This window comes from Phycicoccus jejuensis, from assembly GCF_044797865.1.
Lineage (GTDB): Bacteria > Actinomycetota > Actinomycetes > Actinomycetales > Dermatophilaceae > Phycicoccus > Phycicoccus jejuensis.
This window is the reverse complement of sequence record NZ_CP085209.1, coordinates 895,075-914,312: the sequence shown is the minus strand read 5'-3', so window position 1 is coordinate 914,312 and position 19,238 is coordinate 895,075. Positions and strand designations below refer to the sequence as shown.

At 73.4% G+C, this 19,238-nt stretch carries 19 protein-coding genes; 6 read left to right on the top strand and 13 right to left on the bottom strand.

Annotated features, from left to right (window positions below; translation table 11 throughout):
• Nucleotides 1-102 precede the first annotated feature (102 nt).
• Complete coding sequence (locus LG324_RS04235; protein WP_404352096.1) at nucleotides 103-276, bottom strand: hypothetical protein; 174 nt, start codon at nucleotides 274-276, stop codon at nucleotides 103-105.
• A gap of 305 nt (nucleotides 277-581) precedes the next feature.
• Here LG324_RS04235 and LG324_RS04230 point away from each other — a divergent pair, with 305 nt between their 5' ends.
• Nucleotides 582-1,160, top strand: a complete 579-nt coding sequence (locus LG324_RS04230) for a TMEM165/GDT1 family protein (protein WP_404352094.1) — start codon at nucleotides 582-584, stop codon at nucleotides 1,158-1,160.
• Nucleotides 1,151-1,993 (top strand): transglutaminase family protein, encoded by an 843-nt coding sequence (locus LG324_RS04225; RefSeq protein ID WP_404352091.1) that lies wholly within the window; start codon nucleotides 1,151-1,153, stop codon nucleotides 1,991-1,993. Before LG324_RS04230 ends, LG324_RS04225 begins: the two co-directional genes overlap by 10 nt.
• 216 nt (nucleotides 1,994-2,209) lie before the next feature.
• Here the strand turns inward: LG324_RS04225 and LG324_RS04220 are convergent, their stop codons facing one another.
• The 10 genes from LG324_RS04220 to LG324_RS04175 form a co-directional block, all read right to left on the bottom strand.
• A complete protein-coding gene (locus tag LG324_RS04220) occupies nucleotides 2,210-3,376 on the bottom strand; it encodes an AGE family epimerase/isomerase (RefSeq protein WP_404352089.1) in 1,167 nt (388 codons plus the stop codon).
• Nucleotides 3,373-4,206, bottom strand: a complete 834-nt coding sequence (locus LG324_RS04215; protein WP_404352086.1) for a D-hexose-6-phosphate mutarotase — start codon at nucleotides 4,204-4,206, stop codon at nucleotides 3,373-3,375. The genes LG324_RS04220 and LG324_RS04215 overlap by 4 nt, the downstream gene beginning before the upstream one ends.
• A gap of 101 nt (nucleotides 4,207-4,307) precedes the next feature.
• Nucleotides 4,308-5,381, bottom strand: a complete 1,074-nt coding sequence (locus LG324_RS04210; protein ID WP_404352083.1) for a TerC family protein — start codon at nucleotides 5,379-5,381, stop codon at nucleotides 4,308-4,310.
• 257 nt (nucleotides 5,382-5,638) lie between these two features.
• On the bottom strand, nucleotides 5,639-7,003 hold the full coding sequence (locus LG324_RS04205) for a cryptochrome/photolyase family protein (RefSeq protein WP_404352080.1): 1,365 nt from the start codon (nucleotides 7,001-7,003) through the stop codon (nucleotides 5,639-5,641).
• A 13-nt stretch (nucleotides 7,004-7,016) separates the two neighbouring features.
• Nucleotides 7,017-7,751 (bottom strand): CPBP family intramembrane glutamic endopeptidase, encoded by a 735-nt coding sequence (locus tag LG324_RS04200; RefSeq protein WP_030526889.1) that lies wholly within the window; start codon nucleotides 7,749-7,751, stop codon nucleotides 7,017-7,019.
• A gap of 5 nt (nucleotides 7,752-7,756) precedes the next feature.
• Nucleotides 7,757-8,782 (bottom strand): NAD(P)H-binding protein, encoded by a 1,026-nt coding sequence (locus LG324_RS04195; protein ID WP_030526890.1) that lies wholly within the window; start codon nucleotides 8,780-8,782, stop codon nucleotides 7,757-7,759.
• Nucleotides 8,779-9,210 (bottom strand): SRPBCC family protein, encoded by a 432-nt coding sequence (locus LG324_RS04190; protein ID WP_030526891.1) that lies wholly within the window; start codon nucleotides 9,208-9,210, stop codon nucleotides 8,779-8,781. The genes LG324_RS04195 and LG324_RS04190 overlap by 4 nt, the downstream gene beginning before the upstream one ends.
• Complete coding sequence (locus LG324_RS04185) at nucleotides 9,207-10,460, bottom strand: class I SAM-dependent methyltransferase (protein WP_404352076.1); 1,254 nt, start codon at nucleotides 10,458-10,460, stop codon at nucleotides 9,207-9,209. The genes LG324_RS04190 and LG324_RS04185 overlap by 4 nt, the downstream gene beginning before the upstream one ends.
• Nucleotides 10,457-11,212 (bottom strand): DUF1365 domain-containing protein, encoded by a 756-nt coding sequence (locus tag LG324_RS04180; RefSeq protein ID WP_404352073.1) that lies wholly within the window; start codon nucleotides 11,210-11,212, stop codon nucleotides 10,457-10,459. Before LG324_RS04180 ends, LG324_RS04185 begins: the two co-directional genes overlap by 4 nt.
• Nucleotides 11,213-11,216: 4 nt before the next feature.
• On the bottom strand, nucleotides 11,217-12,497 hold the full coding sequence (locus tag LG324_RS04175) for an NAD(P)/FAD-dependent oxidoreductase (RefSeq protein ID WP_404352071.1): 1,281 nt from the start codon (nucleotides 12,495-12,497) through the stop codon (nucleotides 11,217-11,219).
• A gap of 101 nt (nucleotides 12,498-12,598) precedes the next feature.
• Between LG324_RS04175 and LG324_RS04170 the strand changes: the two genes are divergently transcribed.
• The 3 genes from LG324_RS04170 (at nucleotide 12,599) to LG324_RS04160 (ending at nucleotide 15,758) form a co-directional block, all read left to right on the top strand.
• Nucleotides 12,599-13,594 (top strand): B12-binding domain-containing protein, encoded by a 996-nt coding sequence (locus tag LG324_RS04170; protein WP_404352069.1) that lies wholly within the window; start codon nucleotides 12,599-12,601, stop codon nucleotides 13,592-13,594.
• A gap of 71 nt (nucleotides 13,595-13,665) precedes the next feature.
• Nucleotides 13,666-14,964 (top strand): class I SAM-dependent methyltransferase, encoded by a 1,299-nt coding sequence (locus tag LG324_RS04165; protein ID WP_404352067.1) that lies wholly within the window; start codon nucleotides 13,666-13,668, stop codon nucleotides 14,962-14,964.
• Nucleotides 14,964-15,758, top strand: coding sequence for a DUF1295 domain-containing protein (locus tag LG324_RS04160; RefSeq protein WP_030526897.1), 795 nt, complete (start codon nucleotides 14,964-14,966; stop codon nucleotides 15,756-15,758). The genes LG324_RS04165 and LG324_RS04160 overlap by 1 nt, the downstream gene beginning before the upstream one ends.
• Before the next feature lie 24 nt (nucleotides 15,759-15,782).
• Here LG324_RS04160 and LG324_RS04155 read toward each other — a convergent pair whose 3' ends face one another.
• Both LG324_RS04155 and LG324_RS04150 read right to left on the bottom strand, forming a co-directional pair.
• Entirely contained in the window at nucleotides 15,783-16,211 is a 429-nt protein-coding gene (locus LG324_RS04155; protein WP_404352064.1) for a DUF2177 family protein, read from the bottom strand.
• Nucleotides 16,212-16,245: 34 nt separating this feature from the next.
• Entirely contained in the window at nucleotides 16,246-17,493 is a 1,248-nt protein-coding gene (locus LG324_RS04150; protein ID WP_404353121.1) for a DUF445 domain-containing protein, read from the bottom strand.
• Between the two features lie 214 nt (nucleotides 17,494-17,707).
• Here LG324_RS04150 and LG324_RS04145 point away from each other — a divergent pair, with 214 nt between their 5' ends.
• Nucleotides 17,708-19,144: a GuaB1 family IMP dehydrogenase-related protein gene (locus LG324_RS04145; protein WP_404352061.1), complete on the top strand. Its 1,437-nt coding sequence runs from the start codon at nucleotides 17,708-17,710 to the stop codon at nucleotides 19,142-19,144.
• Nucleotides 19,145-19,238: the final 94 nt, after the last annotated feature.

The following is a 19,238-nucleotide window of genomic DNA, read 5'->3' as shown; positions in this document are numbered from 1 at the left end:
GTGGACCGAGTGGTTCCAACGCCACCGGGGCCGGGGTCTATGCCGTGACCTCGTTCACCCGCCGGAGGTCGCCGCGCCGGTGCGCGTGCGGCGACGGATCCCTCAGCCCTCGCGCGAGCGCCGCGCCTTCTCGACCCGCCGGGCCCGCTCGCGCCGGAGCTTCGCCTGGGGGTCGTCCTCGGTGCCGAGCTGCGCCGGGCCGAACACGCTGGTCAGGAGGTACCGGACCCGCCACCCGAACCGGTAGCCCCACGACAGTCCTTCGGACCCGGCCACGGCGACCACCTCTCCTCGTGCGCGGACGGTGCCGCCCGCGTGCTCGTGCCTCGACCCGTCCAACCTACGGGATGCGCACCACCGGCGATTTCCGTCTCCACGTCGTGGGCCGCTACGGTTGGTGGCGAAAGGGAGTAGTCCCCAATCGCCGTGTCGACACACTGACCCCCGGGTCCGGTACGGCGGGCCACCTCGGGTGGCGGACGAGACTTTCGGCCAGAAGCACGCCCGTCCAGTCACGCGTGCCGGCCGAGAGGTCCCTCCCGCGGCACTCCTCGTCCGGCACGAGGAAGAGCCCCCACCACATGTACGCGTTCCTGCTCAGCACTGCCGTCATCTTCGTCGCCGAGCTCGGCGACAAGAGCCAGCTCATGGCGATGACCTTCGCGACGCGCTACCGCGTCCGCGACGTCCTCATCGGCATCACCGCCGCCACCGCCATCGTCCACCTCGTCTCCGTCGGCATCGGCGCCGCCGTCGGGAGCGCCTTCGAGCAGTACCAGGGGACGATCTCGATCGTCGCCGGCGTCGCCTTCCTCGTCTTCGCCGCCTGGACCCTGCGCGGCGACGAGCTGACCGAGGACGAGGCCGACAAGGCCCGCCGCAGCACCGGGGCGGCGCTCCTCGCCGTCGGTGTCGCGTTCTTCCTCGCCGAGCTCGGCGACAAGACGATGCTCGCCACCATCACGCTCGCGACGCAGGAGGGCTGGTTCGGTACCTGGATCGGCAGCACCGTCGGGATGGTCGCCGCCGACGCGCTGGCCATCGGCGTCGGCGCGGTCCTCGGCCGCAAGCTGCCGGAGAAGGTCATCAAGTACGGCGCGGCCGCCGCGTTCCTCGTCTTCGGCCTGCTCCTCATCGCCCAGGGCGCCGGATGGCTCTGAGCCCCGCCGCGGGCGGTACGCCTGCCGGCCCGACGACCTCGGTGGCGCTCGACCTGCGCACCGAGATCGTCACGGCCGGCGAGGTCGCGTTCTGCCTCACCGACGCCGGGCACCTCGACCGCGACGAGTCGCTGGCGGTCACCGGCCCCGATGGGCACCCGCTCGACGCCCGCGAGGTCGGGCTGCACCACCACACCCACCTGCACGTGGTCGACGCCCCGCGGGGCGAGCTGTCGGTGCGCTACCGCGCGACCGTCCGTCTCGACCTGCTCGACCCGGCACCGGTCACCGACGCCGACCGGTTCACCGACGTCCTGCCGAGCCGCTACTGCCCGAGCGACCGCGTGCAGGGCTGGGCGGCGTCCGAGTTCGCCGGTGTCGACGACCCGTGGGACCTCGCCCGCCGGGTCGCCGCGTGGGTCCACGACCGCACCGCCTACACCCCCGGCTCCACCGACGCCGGCGACGACGCCCTCGTCCCGCTGCACACCGGGCAGGGCGTCTGCCGGGACTACGCGCACCTGACGGTCACGCTGCTGCGGGCCCTCGAGGTCCCGGCCCGCTACGTCTCGGTCTACGCCCCCGGCCTCGACCCGATGGACGCGCACGCCGTCGTCGAGACGGCGGTCGGCGACGAGTGGCGCCTACTCGACGCGACCCGGCTCGCGCCCCGTGCGTCGATGGTGCGCACCGGCACCGGGCGGGACGCGGCGGACGTCGCCCTCATGACGACGCTCGGTGCCGAGACCGGTCCGTTCGCGATGGACGTCACCGCGACCGCGGACCCGGACCTGCCGGTCGAGGACCCGGACGCGGTGGTCGTGCTCGGCTGAGCCCGCTCCGCCGGCGCGTGGTCCCATCCGTGGCGCAGGACCTGGGGTCATCACCCCGGTTCTCACGCCACCGGACGCGCCATCAGCGACACTCCGGTCCCGGCGGCGTCGAGACCCCGGTTCGTCCGCGAGACCCCGGCTCCGAGCCGGGGTCTCGTGGACATTTCGGGGTGACCCCGAAATGTGGGGACGCGTGGGGCGTGTGGGGCGCGGGGTTCAGGCCTCGAGGGGGCCGGAGAGGGCGCCGCCGCAGTGGTAGACGTCGGGGCGCCCGGGCCAGATGGTGCCGGCCTCGCGCATCTCGTCGTCCAGCTCGTTGCGCCAGGTGCCGCGCTCGTCGACCCAGAAGCGCGCCGCGTGGTCCCAGAGCCGGCGGTACCAGCCCTCCCAGTGCGGGTCGCCGGTCAGCCGGACCATCGACGCCGAGAGCTGGATGCCCTCGCACACCGGCCAGTGCAGGCGCACGTCCGCGACGGGAGCGCCCTCCCAGTCGACCGTGTAGACCAGGCCCGGGCGACCGTCGAGGGCCCAGCCGCCGTCGAGCGCCCGTCGCGCCAGGGCGTCCGCCGACTCGACGAGCCAGTCCGGCGACCCGACGAGCGGCGAGGCGTCCAGCTGGAGGAGGAAGCGCGCCCACTCGAGCGAGTGGCCGAAGGTCGCGCCGTACGGGCGGAAGGGGTGGTTCGGCTCGTCCCGGTTGTACTCGGGCAGCACCTGCCAGTCGGCCGAGAAGTGCTCCGGCAGCAGCCAGCCGTTCTCGCGCGCGGCCCGGTTGATCAGCCGGTCGGCGATGTCGAGACCGCGCTCGTGCCAGACGGCGTCGCCGGTGGCATGGCCCATCGCGAGGAAGGCCTCGAGCCCGTGCATGTTGGCGTTGGCGCCGCGGTAGTCCTCGGAGTCGCTCCAGTCGGCGGCGAAGGACTCCCGCAGCGACCGCGAACCCTCGTCCCACAGGTGGGTGTCGACGACCTCGACCACCTGGTCGAGCAGCGCCCGCGCTCCCGGGTGCCCGACCCCGAGCGCCGCGGAGGCGGCGAGCCCGACGTGCACGTGGTCGTACGTCGCCTTGCGCGTCTCGGTCCCCGGCTGGGTCAGCCAGCCTCCGTGCTCGGTGTCGGCGTGCAGCCCGATGAGCGAGGCCATCGCGTGGTCGAGCAGCTCCCCCGAGCCCGGGACGCCGTGCCGCACACCGGCGGACGCGGAGTACGCCATCCGCGCCGTGAGGAACAGCATCGGCGGGTGGTCCTGCAGGGGGGTGCCGTCGGCGTCGAGGTGGTGGAAGCCGCCCTCGGGCCGGATCGAGCGCAGGGCGAAGCCGAGGACGTCGGACAGTCCCCGGCCGAGCCACTCGCGGTGGGTCGGGTCGTCGAGCCAGCTGGTCACAGGTCCTCCACGGACAGGCGGTAGGTCAGGGTGTGGGTCTCCCCGGGGCCGACGGTCACCACGTCGGCGAGCGCGTTGGCGGCCTCGACGCAGACGAAATGCGGCCACTCGTCGGCGATGTCGGGGATGCCGGGGCCCTTGTCCGGGCCGGGGTTCCAGACGACGCGGTCGGCGGCGCCCTCGGTCTCGACGCGCAGCCGGCGGCCGAGCACGGGGTCGGTGACGGTGACGGCCACGTCCGAGCGGTAGACGCGGTCGGTCTCGCCGTCGAGGACGAGGTCGCCCCGCTGGGTCTCGTCGCGCCCGGTCACCTTGTCGTGGAAGCGTGCACCGTCGAGGCCGCCGATGCTCACCTGCCGCACGTCCCCCACCGCGAGGTAGGCGTGCAGGGCCTCCTCGACGACGACGGGCTCGCGCCCGGGGTTGGTCGTCGAGAGCGAGACCTCGAGCTCGCGACCCATCCGGGCGACGAGCTCGAGCCGGTAGGGGTGCGGCCACTGGAGGCTGCCGGAGTCCCGCGACGACAGGCCCATCCGCACCGTGCCGCCACGGGCGTCGGCGACCTCCTCGAGGAGGTGCCAGCGCGTCGAGCGCACCCATCCGTGCGAGGGCGCCTTGTCGCCGTGGCGCCCCGCGCCGAACCAGGGCCAGCACACCGGGATCCCGGCGTGCGGCGGCGTGCCGGAGCGCACCGGCAGCGTCGGGTGGGAGAAGAGGACCGGCTCGGAGCCGACGGGGTGCCAGCGCAGGACGAGCGCCCCCTCGTCGAGCACCTCGCCGGTGCAGTCCGCCCCCGAGACCGGGTGCGAGGTGGGGGCGTCGTCGGTCACCGGCCCACCGTAGTGAGGCGTGCCGCGCTCGCGCACGTCGCGTCCACACGGGACGGCCCGGCTGGGGTGTCCCGCCGGGCCGTCGGTGTCGTGCGTGGGGGTCAGGAGCGCTCGGGCTCGAGCTCCGGGCGCCGCGTCGCGTCCGGGTCGTCATCGCCCCGGTCGACGCCGTTGGCCTCGTCACGCTTGTTGGCGATGATGCTCGTCGTCGTGACGAGCGCGAGGATGCCGACGATGACGCCGAGCGAGGCGAGGGTCGGGACCTCCGGGGTGCCCGGCCAGACGCCGTGCGCCCAGTGCAGGACGAGCTTGACGCCGATGAAGGCGAGGATCGCCGCGAGGCCGAAGCCGAGGTGGCGCAGCGCACCGAGCAGGCCCTCGAGGACGAAGTAGAGGGCGCGCAGGCCGAGGAGGGCGAACGCGTTGGTCGCGAACACGAGGTAGGCGTCACCGGTGATGCCGAAGACGGCCGGGACCGAGTCGACCGCGAAGACGATGTCGGTGCCGAGGATGGCCACGGCGACGAGGCCGAGCGGGGTGAGGGCGCGCTTGCCCTTCTCCTTGACGGTCAGGTGCGGGCCGCGGTAGTCCTCGACGACCGGGAAGAACCGGCGGAGCAGCTTGACGGTGCGCAGCGAGCCGATGTCGACGCCCTCCTCCTCGTCGGACATCGCGTCCTTGAGCACCTTGACGGCGGTGATCAGGAGGATGACGCCGAACAGGAGGAAGGTCCACGCGAACATCGAGATCAGCTGCGCCCCGACGGCGATGAAGATGCCCCGCAGGATGAGGGCGCCGGCGACGCCGATGAGCAGCACGCGCTGCTTGAGCTCGTCCGGCACCGCGAAGGCCGCGAGCAGCAGCATGAAGACGAAGAGGTTGTCGACCGAGAGCGACTTCTCGACGAGGTAGCCCGTGTAGTACTCGAGGCCGCGGTCACCGCCGTACTGCGACCAGATGAAGACACCGAAGGCGAGGGGCAGGGCGATGTAGAAGCTCGACCAGCCGACGGCCTCCTTCATCGACACCTCGTGCGGCTTGCGCGTCAGCACGAAGTCGAGGGCGAAGAGACCGAGGACGGCCGCGATGGTGACGCCCCACAGCAGGGGGGTGCCGACGGACTGCTCGGCGGCGGCGGGCTCGGCCGCCGCGACGAGGGTGTGGAGGGATGGCATGACGCTCCTCGGGGCACGATCGTTGTCCCGAGGTCTCCTTCACCACACCGGGGTGTGGCGCCGCTCCGGGAGCACCATGGGATGCTCGTACTGACCGGTGACGGACTTGGGAAGTACTCCCCTCGTCGCGACCAAGGCTACCGGCGGGCCGATCTTTTCCCCAAGTCCGTGTGCGGAAAACCGCCCAACCTTCGACGCCCTCGCCGGCCCCGGGCAGGACCCGGGACCGACGGTCGGGACCCGGTCGGTGGCCGACCTCAGCCGCGGACGGCGGCGTACCGGTCGAGGGCCTCCTGGCGCTCCTCGGCGTGGTCGACGATGCGCTCCGGGTAGCCGTGGGCGTAGCCGTCGTCGTGGTTCCACGGCTGGTGCGCGGCCTTGCCCGACAGGTGCCGCAGCTCCGGCACCCAGCGCCGGACGTAGTCGCCGCTCGGGTCGAACTTCTCGCCCTGCGTGACCGGGTTGAAGACCCGGAAGTACGGCGAGGCGTCGGTGCCGGTGCCGGCCACCCACTGCCAGCCGTGGTTGTTGGAGGCGAGGTCGCCGTCGCAGAGGTGGTCGAGGAAGTGCCGCGCCCCGACCGGCCACCACACGTGGAGGTCCTTGGTGAGGAAGCTCGCGGTGATCATCCGGACGCGGTTGTGCATCCAGCCCTCGGCGAGCAGCTGCCGCATCCCGGCGTCGACGACGGGGTAGCCGGTCTCGCCACGGCGCCACGCCTCGACGGCGTCCTCGGGCTCGTCGTAGCGCATGCCCTTCAGGGCCGGTCGCAGGTCGGACCACGCGCTGCGTGGGTTGTGGAAGAGCACGTCGGCGTAGAACTCGCGCCAGGCGAGCTCGTCGCGGTAGGTCTCGACCCCGGTGCCGCTGCGGTCGGCCAGCTCGGCGAGCAGGGTGCGCGGGTGCACGACCCCGAGCTTGAGGTAGGGCGACATCCGCGACGTGGCGTCGAGGGCCGGGCGGTCGCGGTCGTCGTCGTAGTCGGTGAGGGCGTCGTCGCGGAAGGCCCGGAAGCGGCGCAGCGCGGCCTCCTCGCCGACCGGCGGCAGGTCGGGCAGGTCGGGGGCGGAGAGGGCGGCGTCGAGCGCCGCCGTCGCGTCGGCGTCGTTGCGGGCGTGCCGCAGCGGCAGGGTGCGCGGGGTCGGCGCGGGCTCGGGCCATCCGTGCGAGCGCCAGGCCTTGGAGAACGGGGTGAAGACCTTGTAGGGGTCGCCGGAGCCGTTGGTCACCAGGCCCGGCCCGACGGCGTACGGGGTGCCGGTCTCGACCCACTCGACGCCCTCGCCGAGCGCGTCACGGACGGCCTCGTCGCGCCGCAGCCCGCCGGGGGTGGTCTCGCGCGAGACGTGGACGCTGGAGGCTCCCACGCGCTCCGCGAGGGCGGGCACGACCTGCCGCGGGTCGCCGTGGAGGAGGGTGAGCGAGCCGTCGAGCGTCTCGTCGAGGTCGCGCAGCGTCGCCGCGAGCCAGGCGCGGCGCACCGGCCCCCCGCGGTCCCAGAACCGCGGGTCCACGACGAAGGCGACGACGAGGTCGCCGTCCCCCGCCGCGTCACGGGCCGCGAGGAGCGCCGGGTGGTCCCGGCGGCGCAGGTCGCGGCGGAGCCAGAGGACGGAGGTCATCGCGGGTCGCTCCTCAGGAGAGGCGGTCGAGGACGGGGGGCAGGAGGAAGAGCATCCCGAGGGACCAGGTGAGGTGGGTGACGATCGGGCCGAGGATGCCGCCGGTCACCCGTCGCTGCAGCCCGACGACGACGCCGACGACCGCCGCGGCGAAGACGAGCAGCGGGATGGCCGAGGTGGCGGTCACGAGGGCGTAGACGACGGTCGTCACCGCGACGGCGTGCTTGCGGCCGACGCCCGCGTAGAGGGCACCGCGGAAGTACAGCTCTTCGGCGACCCCGTTGACGACCGTGATCACCGCGACGACCCAGAGCGAGCCGTACCGGGCGTGGTCGAGCAGCTGCTGCACGGGGTCACGGAGGAAGGGGATCTGCGCGACGACGACTGAGCCGAGCAGGAAGACCCCGAGCAGCAGCGCGCCGAGCGCCAGCGACTGCACGACCGGGCGGCTGTCGGTGCGCCCCGCACGCGAGTGGGCGCGGCCGAGGTGCAGCGGCCCCGAGACGAACGCCCCGACCGCCCAGACGAGCGCCAGCGCGAGGGTCGCGAGGTAGAAGGTCGGGTCGCCGGGCTCGATCCGCAGCGCGTACGCGAGGATGCCGGCCCCGACGAGCAGGGTGACGACCGCGACGACCCGGCGCCGACGGAAGGCCCGGTCGGTCTCGGTGTGGTCGCGCGGGACGGGGTCGACGAGCGCGGCGCGGACGAACGCGCGCAGCTCGGCGACCGGCCGGACGGACGTGGCCATCGGACTCAGCCCGACGACCCGCTGCCACCCCCGGCCCACGAGGGGTCGGCCGCGGTGACCCGGGCGGGGTCGACGGTGCCGGGCTCGGGACGCGGGTCCGCGTCGTCGCCGGCGATGGCGTCGGTGACGGCGCGGTCGAAGCCGAGCGCGCCCTGCGGGGGCGGGCCGACGAGGTCGTCGACGTCGTGCTCCTCGCAGACGACCTCGTGGAGCAGGCTCTCGACGAGCGGCTTGGCGACCCCCGTCGGCACCGGGGTGACGAACCCGACCCACTGGCTGGCCAGGCGCGGCGTCAGCACCGGCACGGTGAGGACGGTGCGCGGCAGCATGCCCCCCAGCCTCGCGAAGCGGGTGATCATCTCGCGGTAGGTCAGCACCTCCGGGCCGCCGATGTCGAACGTGCGGTTGACGTCCGGCGGCAGGTCGGCCGCGCCGACGAGGTAGTGCAGGACGTCGCGCACGGCGATCGGCTGGATCCGGTTGTCGAGCCACTTGGGGGCGACCATGACCGGCAGCCGCGACGTGAGGTGTCGCAGCATCTCGAACGACGCCGAGCCGGACCCGAGGATGATCGCCGCCTGCAGCACCGCGGTCGGCACGCCGCTGGCCATGAGGAGGTCGCCGACCTCGACGCGGGAGGCGAGGTGGTCGCTGAGCGGGCCGTCGTCGGGGTGCAGCCCGGAGAGGTAGACCAGGCGGCCGACCTCGGCCTCGTAGGCGGCGAGGCCGAAGGCGCGGGCCATCTCGCGGTCGCGCTCGACGAAGTTGCCCGCGCCGTCCATCGAGTGCAGGAGGTAGTAGGCGACGTCGACGTCGGCGAGCGCCTCGGCGAGGGTGGCGCGCGAGGTCGCATCCCCCTCGACGACCTCGGCCCGCTCGCGCCACAGGCGCCGGTCGAGCTTGGTGGCGTCGCGCGTCAGCACCCGGACCGTCCAGCCCTCGTCGAGGAGGGCCGGCACGAGCCGGGAGCCGATGTAGCCGGTGACGCCCGTGACGAGGGCTCGGCGGCCGGCGCCGCGGGAGTCGCTCACCGGCGGTCCAGCACGTCCTTGAGCTGGGCGGCCGTCTTGTCGCCCAGCCGCTCGAGCAGCGGCGTCATGAGCGGGCCGACGAGGGCCACGATCCCGCTGAAGTCGAACTCCGCCTTGTACGTGACCTCGGAGCCGGTGCCGTGCGGCCGCACGGTGATGGTGTCGTGGCTCGTCGCGGCGTCGTTGCGCCCGACGATGACGACGTGGTCCTCACCGAGCTCCTCGGTCGTGTACTCGAGCTCGACGGTGTTGCCGGCGAACTTCGAGACGTTCTTGTACGTGGTGCCGACGCCGCCGTCGCCGCTGACCCGCTCGCACGAGACGGTGCCCGCGTCCCACTCGGTCGCGTTGCGGAAGTCGGCCAGGTAGGGCAGGACGTCGGACGGGGGTGCGGTCGTCGTGATGGTGCGCTCCACCGTGGTGCTCATGCGGTGTCCCTTCGTGAGAAACGGATCTGGGCCACGTCGAGGTAGCCGGTGGCGAAGCCCGCCTCGCAGTACGCGAGGTAGAACTCCCACATCCGGCGGAACGTCTCGTCGAACCCGTACCGCTGGATGTCCGGCCACTGCGCGTTGAAGCTCTCGCGCCAGCGACGCAGCGTCTCGGCGTAGTCGGCGCCGAAGCCGTGGACCCTCTCTACCCGCAGGGTGGTCGACTCACGCGTCACGTCGCGGATCGCCTGGAGCGAGGGGATGAGGCCGCCCGGGAAGATGTACTTCTGGATCCAGCCGAAGGAGCCCTTGGTCGCCAGCAGCCGGTGGTGCTCCATGAGGATGGCCTGCACGGCGACGACGCCGCCCGGCGCGAGCAGCGCGTCGATCTGGCGGAAGTAGGTCTCCCAGTACTCCTCCCCGACGGCCTCGATCATCTCGACGCTGACGATCGCGTCGTACTCGCCGGTCGTCTCGCGGTAGTCCTGGAGCAGCACCCGGACGCGGTCGGTGTACCCCGCGGCGGCGATGCGCTGCAGCGCGAGGTCGCGCTGCTCCGCCGAGAGCGTGACCGAGGTGACGGTGGCGCCGCGGGCGGCCGCCCGGATGGACAGCTCGCCCCAGCCGGTGCCGATCTCGAGGACACGGGAGCCCTCGCGGACGTCGGCGGCGTCGAGGATCGCCTCGACCTTGCGCACCTGCGCCTCGTGGAGGTCCTGCTCGGCGACCGGACGGGTCGGGTCGAATAGCGCCGAGCTGTAGGACATCGACGGGTCGAGGAAGGCCGCGAAGAGGTCGTTCGAGAGGTCGTAGTGCGCGCTGATGTTGCTGCGCGAGCCCTCGAGCGTGTTGCGCTGCGCCCGCGGGATGGCCCGGTCGACGAGTCCGCGCAGCGACAGCAGCGGCTTGGGCACGAGCTCACCCATCCGGGCCGCGAACGGGGCGAGCGCCCGCGCGAGGTCGGTGCCGTCGGCGACGCGCCAGTCGCCGGCCATGTACGCCTCGCCGAGGCCGATCTTCGGGTGCGCCTCCAGCCGGCGGAACATCGCCCGCGGCCGGACGACCTCGAGCACCGGCGAGTCCGGCCCGCCGGCGCCGACGACGGTGCCGTCGGGGTAGCGCATCCGGACCGGCATCGGCTTGACGGCGACCTCGGTGATGGCCTTGGCGACCGTGCCCCGGGTCAGGACGTGGGGGAAGCGCAGCGCCGGGGTGGCGAGCTCGAGGCGGGGGGTCTCTGCGGTCATCGGACGGTCTCCAGTGAGTTCTCGGGGCGGGGTCGGACGGGCAGCCTCCGCAGCCACAGCCAGATGCCGTGGACGCGGATGAGCGCCGTGACCCGCTGGGGCATGAGCGGGTACCGCAGCGCCGTGCGGGCGACCTGCGCGGTGGTGGCCGCGCGGGGGCGTCCGGTGACGGTCGCGGTGACGAGGGGTTCGTCGCGGGTGCGCAGCCGGATGGCCACGCCGACGGTCCCGGGGGTGAGGGTGAGGCGGATGGCGTACTCGCCCTCGACGTCGTTGAACGGCGAGACGTAGAAGTCCTTGTCCATCGAGGCGCGGCCGCCCTCGTCGGGGCGCAGGACGTAGGCGTGCCGGCCGCCGTAGGTGTTGTGCACCTCGACGAGCACCGCGCGCAGCGCACCGTCGGGGGCGAACACCCAGAAGGCGGACATCGGGTCGAACACGTGCCCGAGCACCCGGGCGTGCGACAGCATGACGACCCGGTCGCGGGCCGACGTCGGCACGCCGTGGCGCTCGAGGACGCGCAGGACGTTGGCCTTGAGGGCCGGGATGCCCGGGTTGCCGGCGAGGTGGTCCTCTGCGCGGAACGTGGCGAAAGGCCTGAGCGGCAACGGGACCCGCGGCATGTCGTCGAGGTCGACGAGCCACTGCGTGTGCTTGTGCGTGAACGAGTGACGCACCGGGCGGTGCCGCGTGTGGTGCACCTGCCCGACGACGATCGAGGGGAGGGCGGGCAGGTCGGCGGTGGTGGTCATCGGGTCACCACTCGACACCGAAGGCGCGCGCCGCCTCCACCCCCGACCGGCAGCCGTCCTCGTGGAAGCCCCAGCCCTGGTAGGCGCCGGCGAACGCCGTGCGGTCCGTGGTGATCTCGGGCAGGCGTCGCTGGGCCCGGACGGCCGCCACGTCGTAGAGGGGGTGGGTGTACTCCATGGTGGCGACGACGCTACCGGGGTCGATGCGCTCGGTGGCGTTCAGCGTGACGTAGAAGGGCTCGCTGTCGGGGATGCCCATGAGCTTGTTCATCCAGTACGTGACGACGGCGCCCTGCGCCGGGTCCCCGACGAGGTAGTTCCACGACGCGCGCGCGAGCCGGGCGCGCGGCATCAGCGAGCCGTCGCGGTGCAGGACGGTCTCGTTGCGGGAGTAACGGAACGCCCCGAGGACCTCCTTCTCGGCGGGCGTCGCGTCGGCGAGCAGCCGCAGGGCGTCGTCGGCGTGAGTCGCGACGACGACCTGGTCGTGGCGGTCGAGCCGCCCTCCCGCCGTACGGATCTCGACACCCTCGGGGGTGCGGGCGACGGAGGTGACGGGGTCCCCGGCGTGGACCGCGGGCAGGCGGGCGGCCAGCAGGTCGACGTAGGTGCGGGAGCCGCCGACGACGGTCATCCACTGCGGGGAGTCGCCGACCGAGAGCATCCCGTGGTGCTGGAGGAAGCGGAAGAGGTACCGCGCCGGGTAGTCCAGGGCGTCGCCGCCGCCGCTCGACCAGACGCAGGCGACGACCGGCACGGCGTACAGCCGGGTGAAAGACTCGGGGAAGCCGTGCTCGCGGATGAACTCGCCGTAGGTCGTCGTGTCCTCGTCGTCGGTCTCGTCGAGGAAGCGAGCGGCGAGGCCGTGGAAGCGCTTGACGGAGCGGAGCATCCCGACGTACTCGCGGTCGAGCAGCTGGCGGGGCCGGGCGACGAAGCCCTTGACCCCGCGGCCGCCCGCGTACTCGAGGCCGGTCGAGGCGTCCCGGATGCTCATCGACATCTCGGTGTCGCGCGCCTCGACGCCGAGCTCGCGGAAGAGGCGGCGCAGGTGCGGGTAGGTGCGGTCGTTGTGGACGATGAAGCCGCTGTCGACCCGGACGTCGCCGCTCGACGTCGGGACGGTGTGGGTGTGGGCGTGGCCGCCGAGGCGGCCCTCACCCTCGTAGAGCGTGACGTCGTGGGTGGACGAGAGGACGTGTGCCGCAGTCAGACCGGAGACTCCGGCGCCGACGACGGCGATGCGCCGGCGAGCGTCGGGGCTCGCCGCGGGGTGGGTGGGCATGGCCACGACCGTAGAACCTTTCATCGAATGTCGTCAAAGGTTTGTCAAATCTCTGCCGAGCGCCTACCGTGGAGGACGTGAGGCGTTCGGTTCCGCCATCGATGCGGATTGGAGAGCTGGCCACCAAGGTGGGGGTCAGCACCCACGTGCTGCGTGCGTGGGAGTCCCGCTACGGGCTGCTGACCCCGGTCCGCAGCAGCGGGGGCTACCGGCTCTACGGGGCCGACGACGAGCGCCGCGTCCGCGACGTCCTGGCCCTGCGCGAGCAGGGCGTCAGCGCCATGGAGGCATGCCGGCAGGTGCTGGCCGCCGAGCGCGCCGGCAACGCCGCGACCGGCATCACCACCGACGACGTCGAGGGCGAGCCGACGACCAACGGTCACACCGTCGACCCGATGCGCACCGACCCTCCGCTGCTCGTCACCCAGCTGCTCGACGCAGTCACCGCGCTCGACGAGGACCGCGCGCACGCCGTCCTCGACACCGCGTTCCTCGACCGCTCCGTGGAGAGCGCCATCGTCGACGTGCTCGTCCCGTTCTTCGTCCGGGTGGGCGAGATGTGGGAGCTCGGGCGCATCGGCATCGCCCAGGAGCACTTCGCCTCCAGCCTCGTGCGGCGGCGCCTCGGCGTCCTGTCGCTCACCTGGGGCATCGGCACGGGCCCGGTGGCCGTGCTCGCGTGCCCGCCGGGCGAGTTCCACGACATCATCCTCCTCAGCTTCGGCGTGCTGCTCGGCCGGGCCGGGTGGCGCATCCGCTACCTCGGTCCGGACACCCCGATCGCGTCGCTCGCGTCGGCCGCCGACCTCACCCAGCCGGACGCCGTCGTCCTCGCCAGCCGCCGCCCCTCGGGCTTCCGTGCGCACGCACCGGCCCTGCGCCGGCTCGCCGAGCGCCACCCGGTCTGGCTGGCCGGCCGCGGCACGACGCCGCGCGTCCTCGACGAGATCAAGGCCTACCACCTCGGCCCCGACCTCGTCGGCGACGTCACCGAGCTGACCAACGCCGCGCGGGAGCGCCGCCGGGCGCAGGCCCAGGAGCAGGACGCCGGCGACGGGGCATCCGCGACCCGGACGGACTCCGAACCCCGGTCGTGACCACACCCGACGGGCCGGGCGCTGCAGCCAGCGCCCGGCCTTCCCCTACCCCCCATACCCCAGGAGCCCCCGTGACGCTGACCGACCGGAGCACGACGAGCACCTCGACACAGGGGCTCGCCCCCCGCATCGAGGCCGCCCTGCGCCCCCTCCTCGCCGGCCCCCTGCCCGTGCGGCTGCGGGCCTGGGACGGCTCCGAGGCCGGCCCCGAGGGCGCCATGCTCGTCGAGCTGCGCTCGCCGCAGGCCCTGACCCGCCTCCTCTGGCACCCGGGCGAGCTCGGCGCCGCGCAGGCCTACGTCACCGGCGAGATCGACGTGCACGGCGAGATCGGTGACGCCCTCGACCTCGTCCGCGAGACGGTGGCCGCGCGCAGCCTCCCGCCGCTCACCCCGGCCCGCGTCGCGCGGATGCTCCCCGACCTCGTCCGGCTCGCCCGTGACGCCGGGGCCCTCGCCCGCCCGCCGGCCCCGCCGGCCACGCAGGCGGTCATCAAGGGGCGGCTGCACTCGCTGGCCCGCGACCGCGCCTCGATCAGCCACCACTACGACCTCTCGAACGAGTTCTACGAGTTCCTCCTCGACCCGCACATGGCCTACTCGTGCGCCTTCTACGCCGACGGTCCGCAGATGCGCCTCGAGGACGCCCAGGCCGCCAAGCTCGACCTGGTCTGCCGCAAGGTCGGCCTCCAGGAGGGCATGCGCTTCCTCGACGTCGGCTGCGGCTGGGGCTCGCTGTCGCTGTACGCCGCCGAGCACTTCGGGGCGCACGTCACCGGCGTGACGATCGCCGCCGAGCAGAAGGCGTTCATCGACGAGCGGATCCGCGAGCGCGGGCTCCAGGACCGGGTGCAGATCCGCCTGCAGGACTACCGCGAGGTGCACGACGGCCCGTACGACGCCGTCGCGTCGCTCGAGATGGGCGAGCACGTCGGCGAGAAGAACTACGACACCTACGCCGAGGTGCTGCACCGCAACGTCAAGCCCGGCGGGTACGTCCTCGTCCAGCAGATGTCGCGCTTCCGCGGCCACCACCCCGGCGGCGGCCCGTTCATCGAGCAGTTCATCGCCCCCGACATGACGATGCGGCCGGTCGGCGACACCCTGACCTTCCTCCAGGGCGCCGGTTTCGAGGTCCGCGGCGTGCACGCCCTGCGCGAGCACTACGTGTGGACGGTCGAGGCCTGGCACCGCACCCTCGAGGAGAACTGGGACCGCGCCGTCGAGCTCCTCGGCGAGGAGGGGGCGCGGGTCTGGCGCCTCTACCTCGTCGGTGGCGCGCAGGCCTTCCGCGACAACCGGATGGGCGTCGACCAGCTGCTCCTCCGCCGCACCGGCGGCCCGGCCGTCGTCTCGGACCCCGCGCGCTGATGGACGGCTTCTCCGGAGGGACGCTCGGCGTCGTCCTCGTCGCGTCCGCCCTCACGTCGCTCGTGGCCATGGGCGCCACGGCGCTGTGGTCGAAGCGGGTCGGCAAGTACGCGGTCGTCGACATCACGTGGGGCCTGGTCTTCGTCGCGATCGGCTGGGTCGCGTACCTGGCCGGCCAGCACTCGGGCCGCTCGCTGCTGCTCGCCGTGCTCGTCACCCTCTGGGGTGGCCGGCTGGCGTGGCACATCCGCGGGCGTGCGCTCGGGCAGGGCGAGGACCCGCGCTACGCGAAGATGCTGTCGGGCGTCCCCGAGGAGAAGCGGTTCCGCACCGCCCTGGTCAAGGTCTTCGGCACCCAGGGCGCGGCGGCGTGGTTCGTGTCCCTGCCGCTGCAGGTCGCGGCCGCCACCGACTCGGCCCTCGGCTGGGTCGCGGCGCTCGGCGTCCTCGTCTGGCTCGTCGGCGTGACCTTCGAGTCGGTCGGCGACGCCCAGCTCAAGGCGTTCAAGGCCGACCCCGCCAACAAGGGCAAGGTCATGGACCGCGGCCTCTGGGGCTGGACCCGCCACCCGAACTACTTCGGCGACTCCGCCGTCTGGTGGGGCATGTGGGTCGTCGCGGCCGAGGCGTGGCCCGGGGTGCTCACCGTGCTCTCGCCGGTCGTCATGACCTACTTCCTCGCGTTCGCGACCGGGGCCCGGCTGCTGGAGTCCGAGATGGCCAAGCGCCCCGGCTACCCGGAGTACCAGGAGCGCACGAGCATGTTCTTCCCGCTCCCCCCGAAGAAGAAGTGAGCGCCGTCACCCTGCTGCCGCCCGTCAGCGGCGGCGCAGGGTGACGCCCAGCGCGACGGCGGCGGTCACGGTGCACAGCACCGTCCCCCACGCGATGTCGACGAGGACGACGACGAGCGGGAAGTCGCGCAGCACCGCCATCGAGGTGAGGTCGAAGGTCGCGTAGGTGACGACGCCGAACGCCGCCGCGTCGCGCACGCCCCGCCGCACCGAGCCCGCCGCGAGCGCCGGCCGGACGACGAAGTGGACGAACCCGAGCAGGTAGACGACGTAGAACGCCACCGCAGCGGCCATGTTCGGCTTCTCGGCGAGCAGGTGGCCGATCCGGTCGTCGTAGAGCGTGCCGGAGCCGGTGGTCAGCCAGACGGCGTCGAGCACGGCGAAGACGAGCGCGCTCACGGTGGCAGCGGTGAGCAGCAGGCGGGTCGGCGGGGCGGCGGCCTCGGCGGTCATGCGCCCCAGCATCCCAGCCGGGCGCCGGCCGGGGTCATCCGAGCAGCTGCGCGACCGCGTGGATGACGAGGCCCGCGAGGGCGCCGACCACCGTGCCGTTGATCCGGATGAACTGGAGGTCGCGACCGACGTGCAGCTCGATGCGCTCGGAGGCCTCGCGGGCGTCCCAGCGCTCGACGGTGACGGAGATGACCTCGGCCAGCTCCTCGCCGTAGGTCGAGACGACGAACGAGACCGCCTCCCCGAGGCGCGCCTCGGCGACGGCCTTCCACTCCGGGTCGTGCTCGAACCGGGCGCCGAGGTGCTCGAGCAGCTCGTCGCCGCGGGTGTGGAAGTACGAGCGCTCGTCGTCCATCGCCGTCTCGAGCGAGGTGCGGAACGAGCGCCACAGCCCGACCGCGGTCTCAGCCGCCTGCGGGTGGGTGAGCAGGCGCTCCTTGAGCGACTCGGCGCGCGCCATCACGTCGGCGTCGTGCTGGAGGTCGTGGGCGAGCCGGCGCAGGAGGTCGTCGAGGGCGAGGCGCGCCGGGTGGCGCGGGTCGCGGCGGATCTCGCGCAACCAGGCGAGGACCTGGTCGTACGTCCAGGTGATGACGCGGTCGTCGAGCCACGGCGGGGTCCACCACGGCGCCTTGCTGCCGAGGACGTCGGCGTAGGTGCCGGGGTTCTCGCGCAGCCAGTCGTGCAGCTGCTCGAGGCCGAGGTCGACGAGCCCGTGGTGGGTGCTCTCCTCGACGACCCCCTCGAGCAGCGCGCCGGCGATCGGGCTGACCGGCTCGCGGACGAGGCGGGGCACGAGGACGTCGGCGACGAGCGAGCGCACCTCGTCGTCGGTGAGCCGACCGAGGCCGGCGCGCGCGACCCGGACGACCTCGGTGAGGACGCGTCGGCGGTTGCGCGCGACCCCGAGCCAGCGGCCGACCCGGCCGGTCACGTCGGCCGCCGCGAGCCGCTCGCGGGCGATCTCGACGGTGAGGAAGTTCTCGGTGACGAACTCCTGGAGGTTGCGCCCGATCTCGTTCTTGCGCCGCGGGATGATCGCCGTGTGCGGCACCGGCAGGCCCAACGGGTGCCGGAAGAGGGCGGTGACGGCGAACCAGTCGGCGAGCGCGCCGACCATCGCCGCCTCGGCCGCGGTGTTGACGTACCCCCACACGCCGCCGTGGTCCAGGCGCAGCGTCGCGAGGAAGACGACCGCCGCGAGCAGCAGCAACGACAGCGCGACCAGGCGCATCCGGCGCAGCGCCGTGCGGCGCCGCGCGTCGGCCGGGGACTCCGCCATGAGGCTCACCCGGCCGATCCTGCCCGACGTCGGTGTCGAGTGCGGAAGTGGTGGTCAGGACGACCACCTCCGCCCTCGACGCCAGGGGTCCCCCGCGCCTCGCTGGGTCGAGGGCGCCGGCGGTCGCTGGGGCAGCCGCGAGCGCACTCGACTCCGGGGGGGGTGGGGCGGGATGGCGGGATGGCGGGCGGCCCGGCGCGCCTACGCTGGACCCGTGCAGTTCCTCAACGGCCTCATGCCCCAGCTCGACCTCACCTACGACGACGTCTTCATGGTGCCGAACCGCTCGTCGGTCACGAGCCGGCTCGACGTCGACCTCGCCAGCACCGACGGCACGGGCACGACGATCCCTCTCGTCGTCGCCAACATGACGGCGATCGCCGGCCGCCGGATGGCCGAGACGACCGCCCGCCGCGGCGCACTGACCGTCATCCCGCAGGACATCCCGGTCGAGGTCGTCCGCGAGGTCATCGCGTGGCAGAAGTCGCGCCACCTCGTCTACGACACCCCGATCAGCCTCGCGCCGACGACGACCGCCGGCGAGGCGCTCGTCCTCCTCCACAAGCGCGCGCACGGCGCGGCCGTCGTCGTCGAGGGCGACCGCCCGGTCGGCATCGTCAGCGAGACCGACCTCACGGGGGTCGACCGGTTCACCCAGCTCGCCGACGTCATGGTCCGCGAGATGGTGACCCTCGACGACGGCGTCGACGTCGAGAAGGCCTTCGACGTCCTCTCGCACGCCCGCCGACGTCTCGCCCCGGTCATCGCCCCCGACGGCACGCTCGTCGGCCTGCTGACCCGCGCCGGCGCCCTGCGCGCGCACCTGTACTCCCCCGCGGTCGACGCCTCGAACCGCCTGCGCATCGCGGCGGCCGTCGGCATCAACGGCGAGGTCGCGGAGCGGGCGCAGGCCCTCGCCGAGGCCGGCGCCGACGTCCTCGTCATCGACACCGCGCACGGCCACCAGGAGAAGATGATCGAGGCGCTGCGCCAGGTGCGCGCCCTCGACCTCGGGGTGCCGGTCGTGGCCGGCAACGTCGTCTCCGCGCAGGGCACGCGCGACCTCATCGAGGCGGGCGCCGACATCGTCAAGGTCGGCGTCGGCCCGGGCGCGATGTGCACGACCCGGATGATGACCGCGGTCGGCCGCCCCCAGTTCTCCGCGGTGCTCGAGTGCGCCACGGCGGCCCGCGAGCTCGGCAAGCACGTCTGGGCCGACGGCGGCGTCCGCCACCCCCGCGACGTCGCGCTCGCCCTGGCCGCCGGCGCGTCGAACGTCATGGTCGGCTCGTGGTTCGCCGGGACGCTGGAGTCCCCCGGTGACCTCTACACCGACGAGCAGGGCCGCCAGTACAAGGAGTCCTTCGGGATGGCCTCGGCCCGGGCCGTGCGCAACCGCACGGCCACCGAGAGCGCGTACGACCGCGCCCGCAAGGCCCTCTTCGAGGAGGGCATCAGCAGCGCCCGGATGTACGTCGACCCCGCGCGCCCGAGCGTCGAGGACGTCATCGACCAGATCGTCGCCGGCCTGCGCAGCGCGTGCACCTACGCCGGCGCGCGCTCGCTCGAGGAGTTCCACGAGCGGGCGACGGTCGGCATCCAGAGCACGGCCGGCTTCGCCGAGGGGCGGCCGCTGCACACCTCCTGGTGAGCCCCGCCCGGGTGCGCGCCCACCCCTCGGACAGCCGGTCATCGGCCGGGAGGGTGCGCACCGTGCGTAGTCGCCGATGGGCGAAAATGAGTGC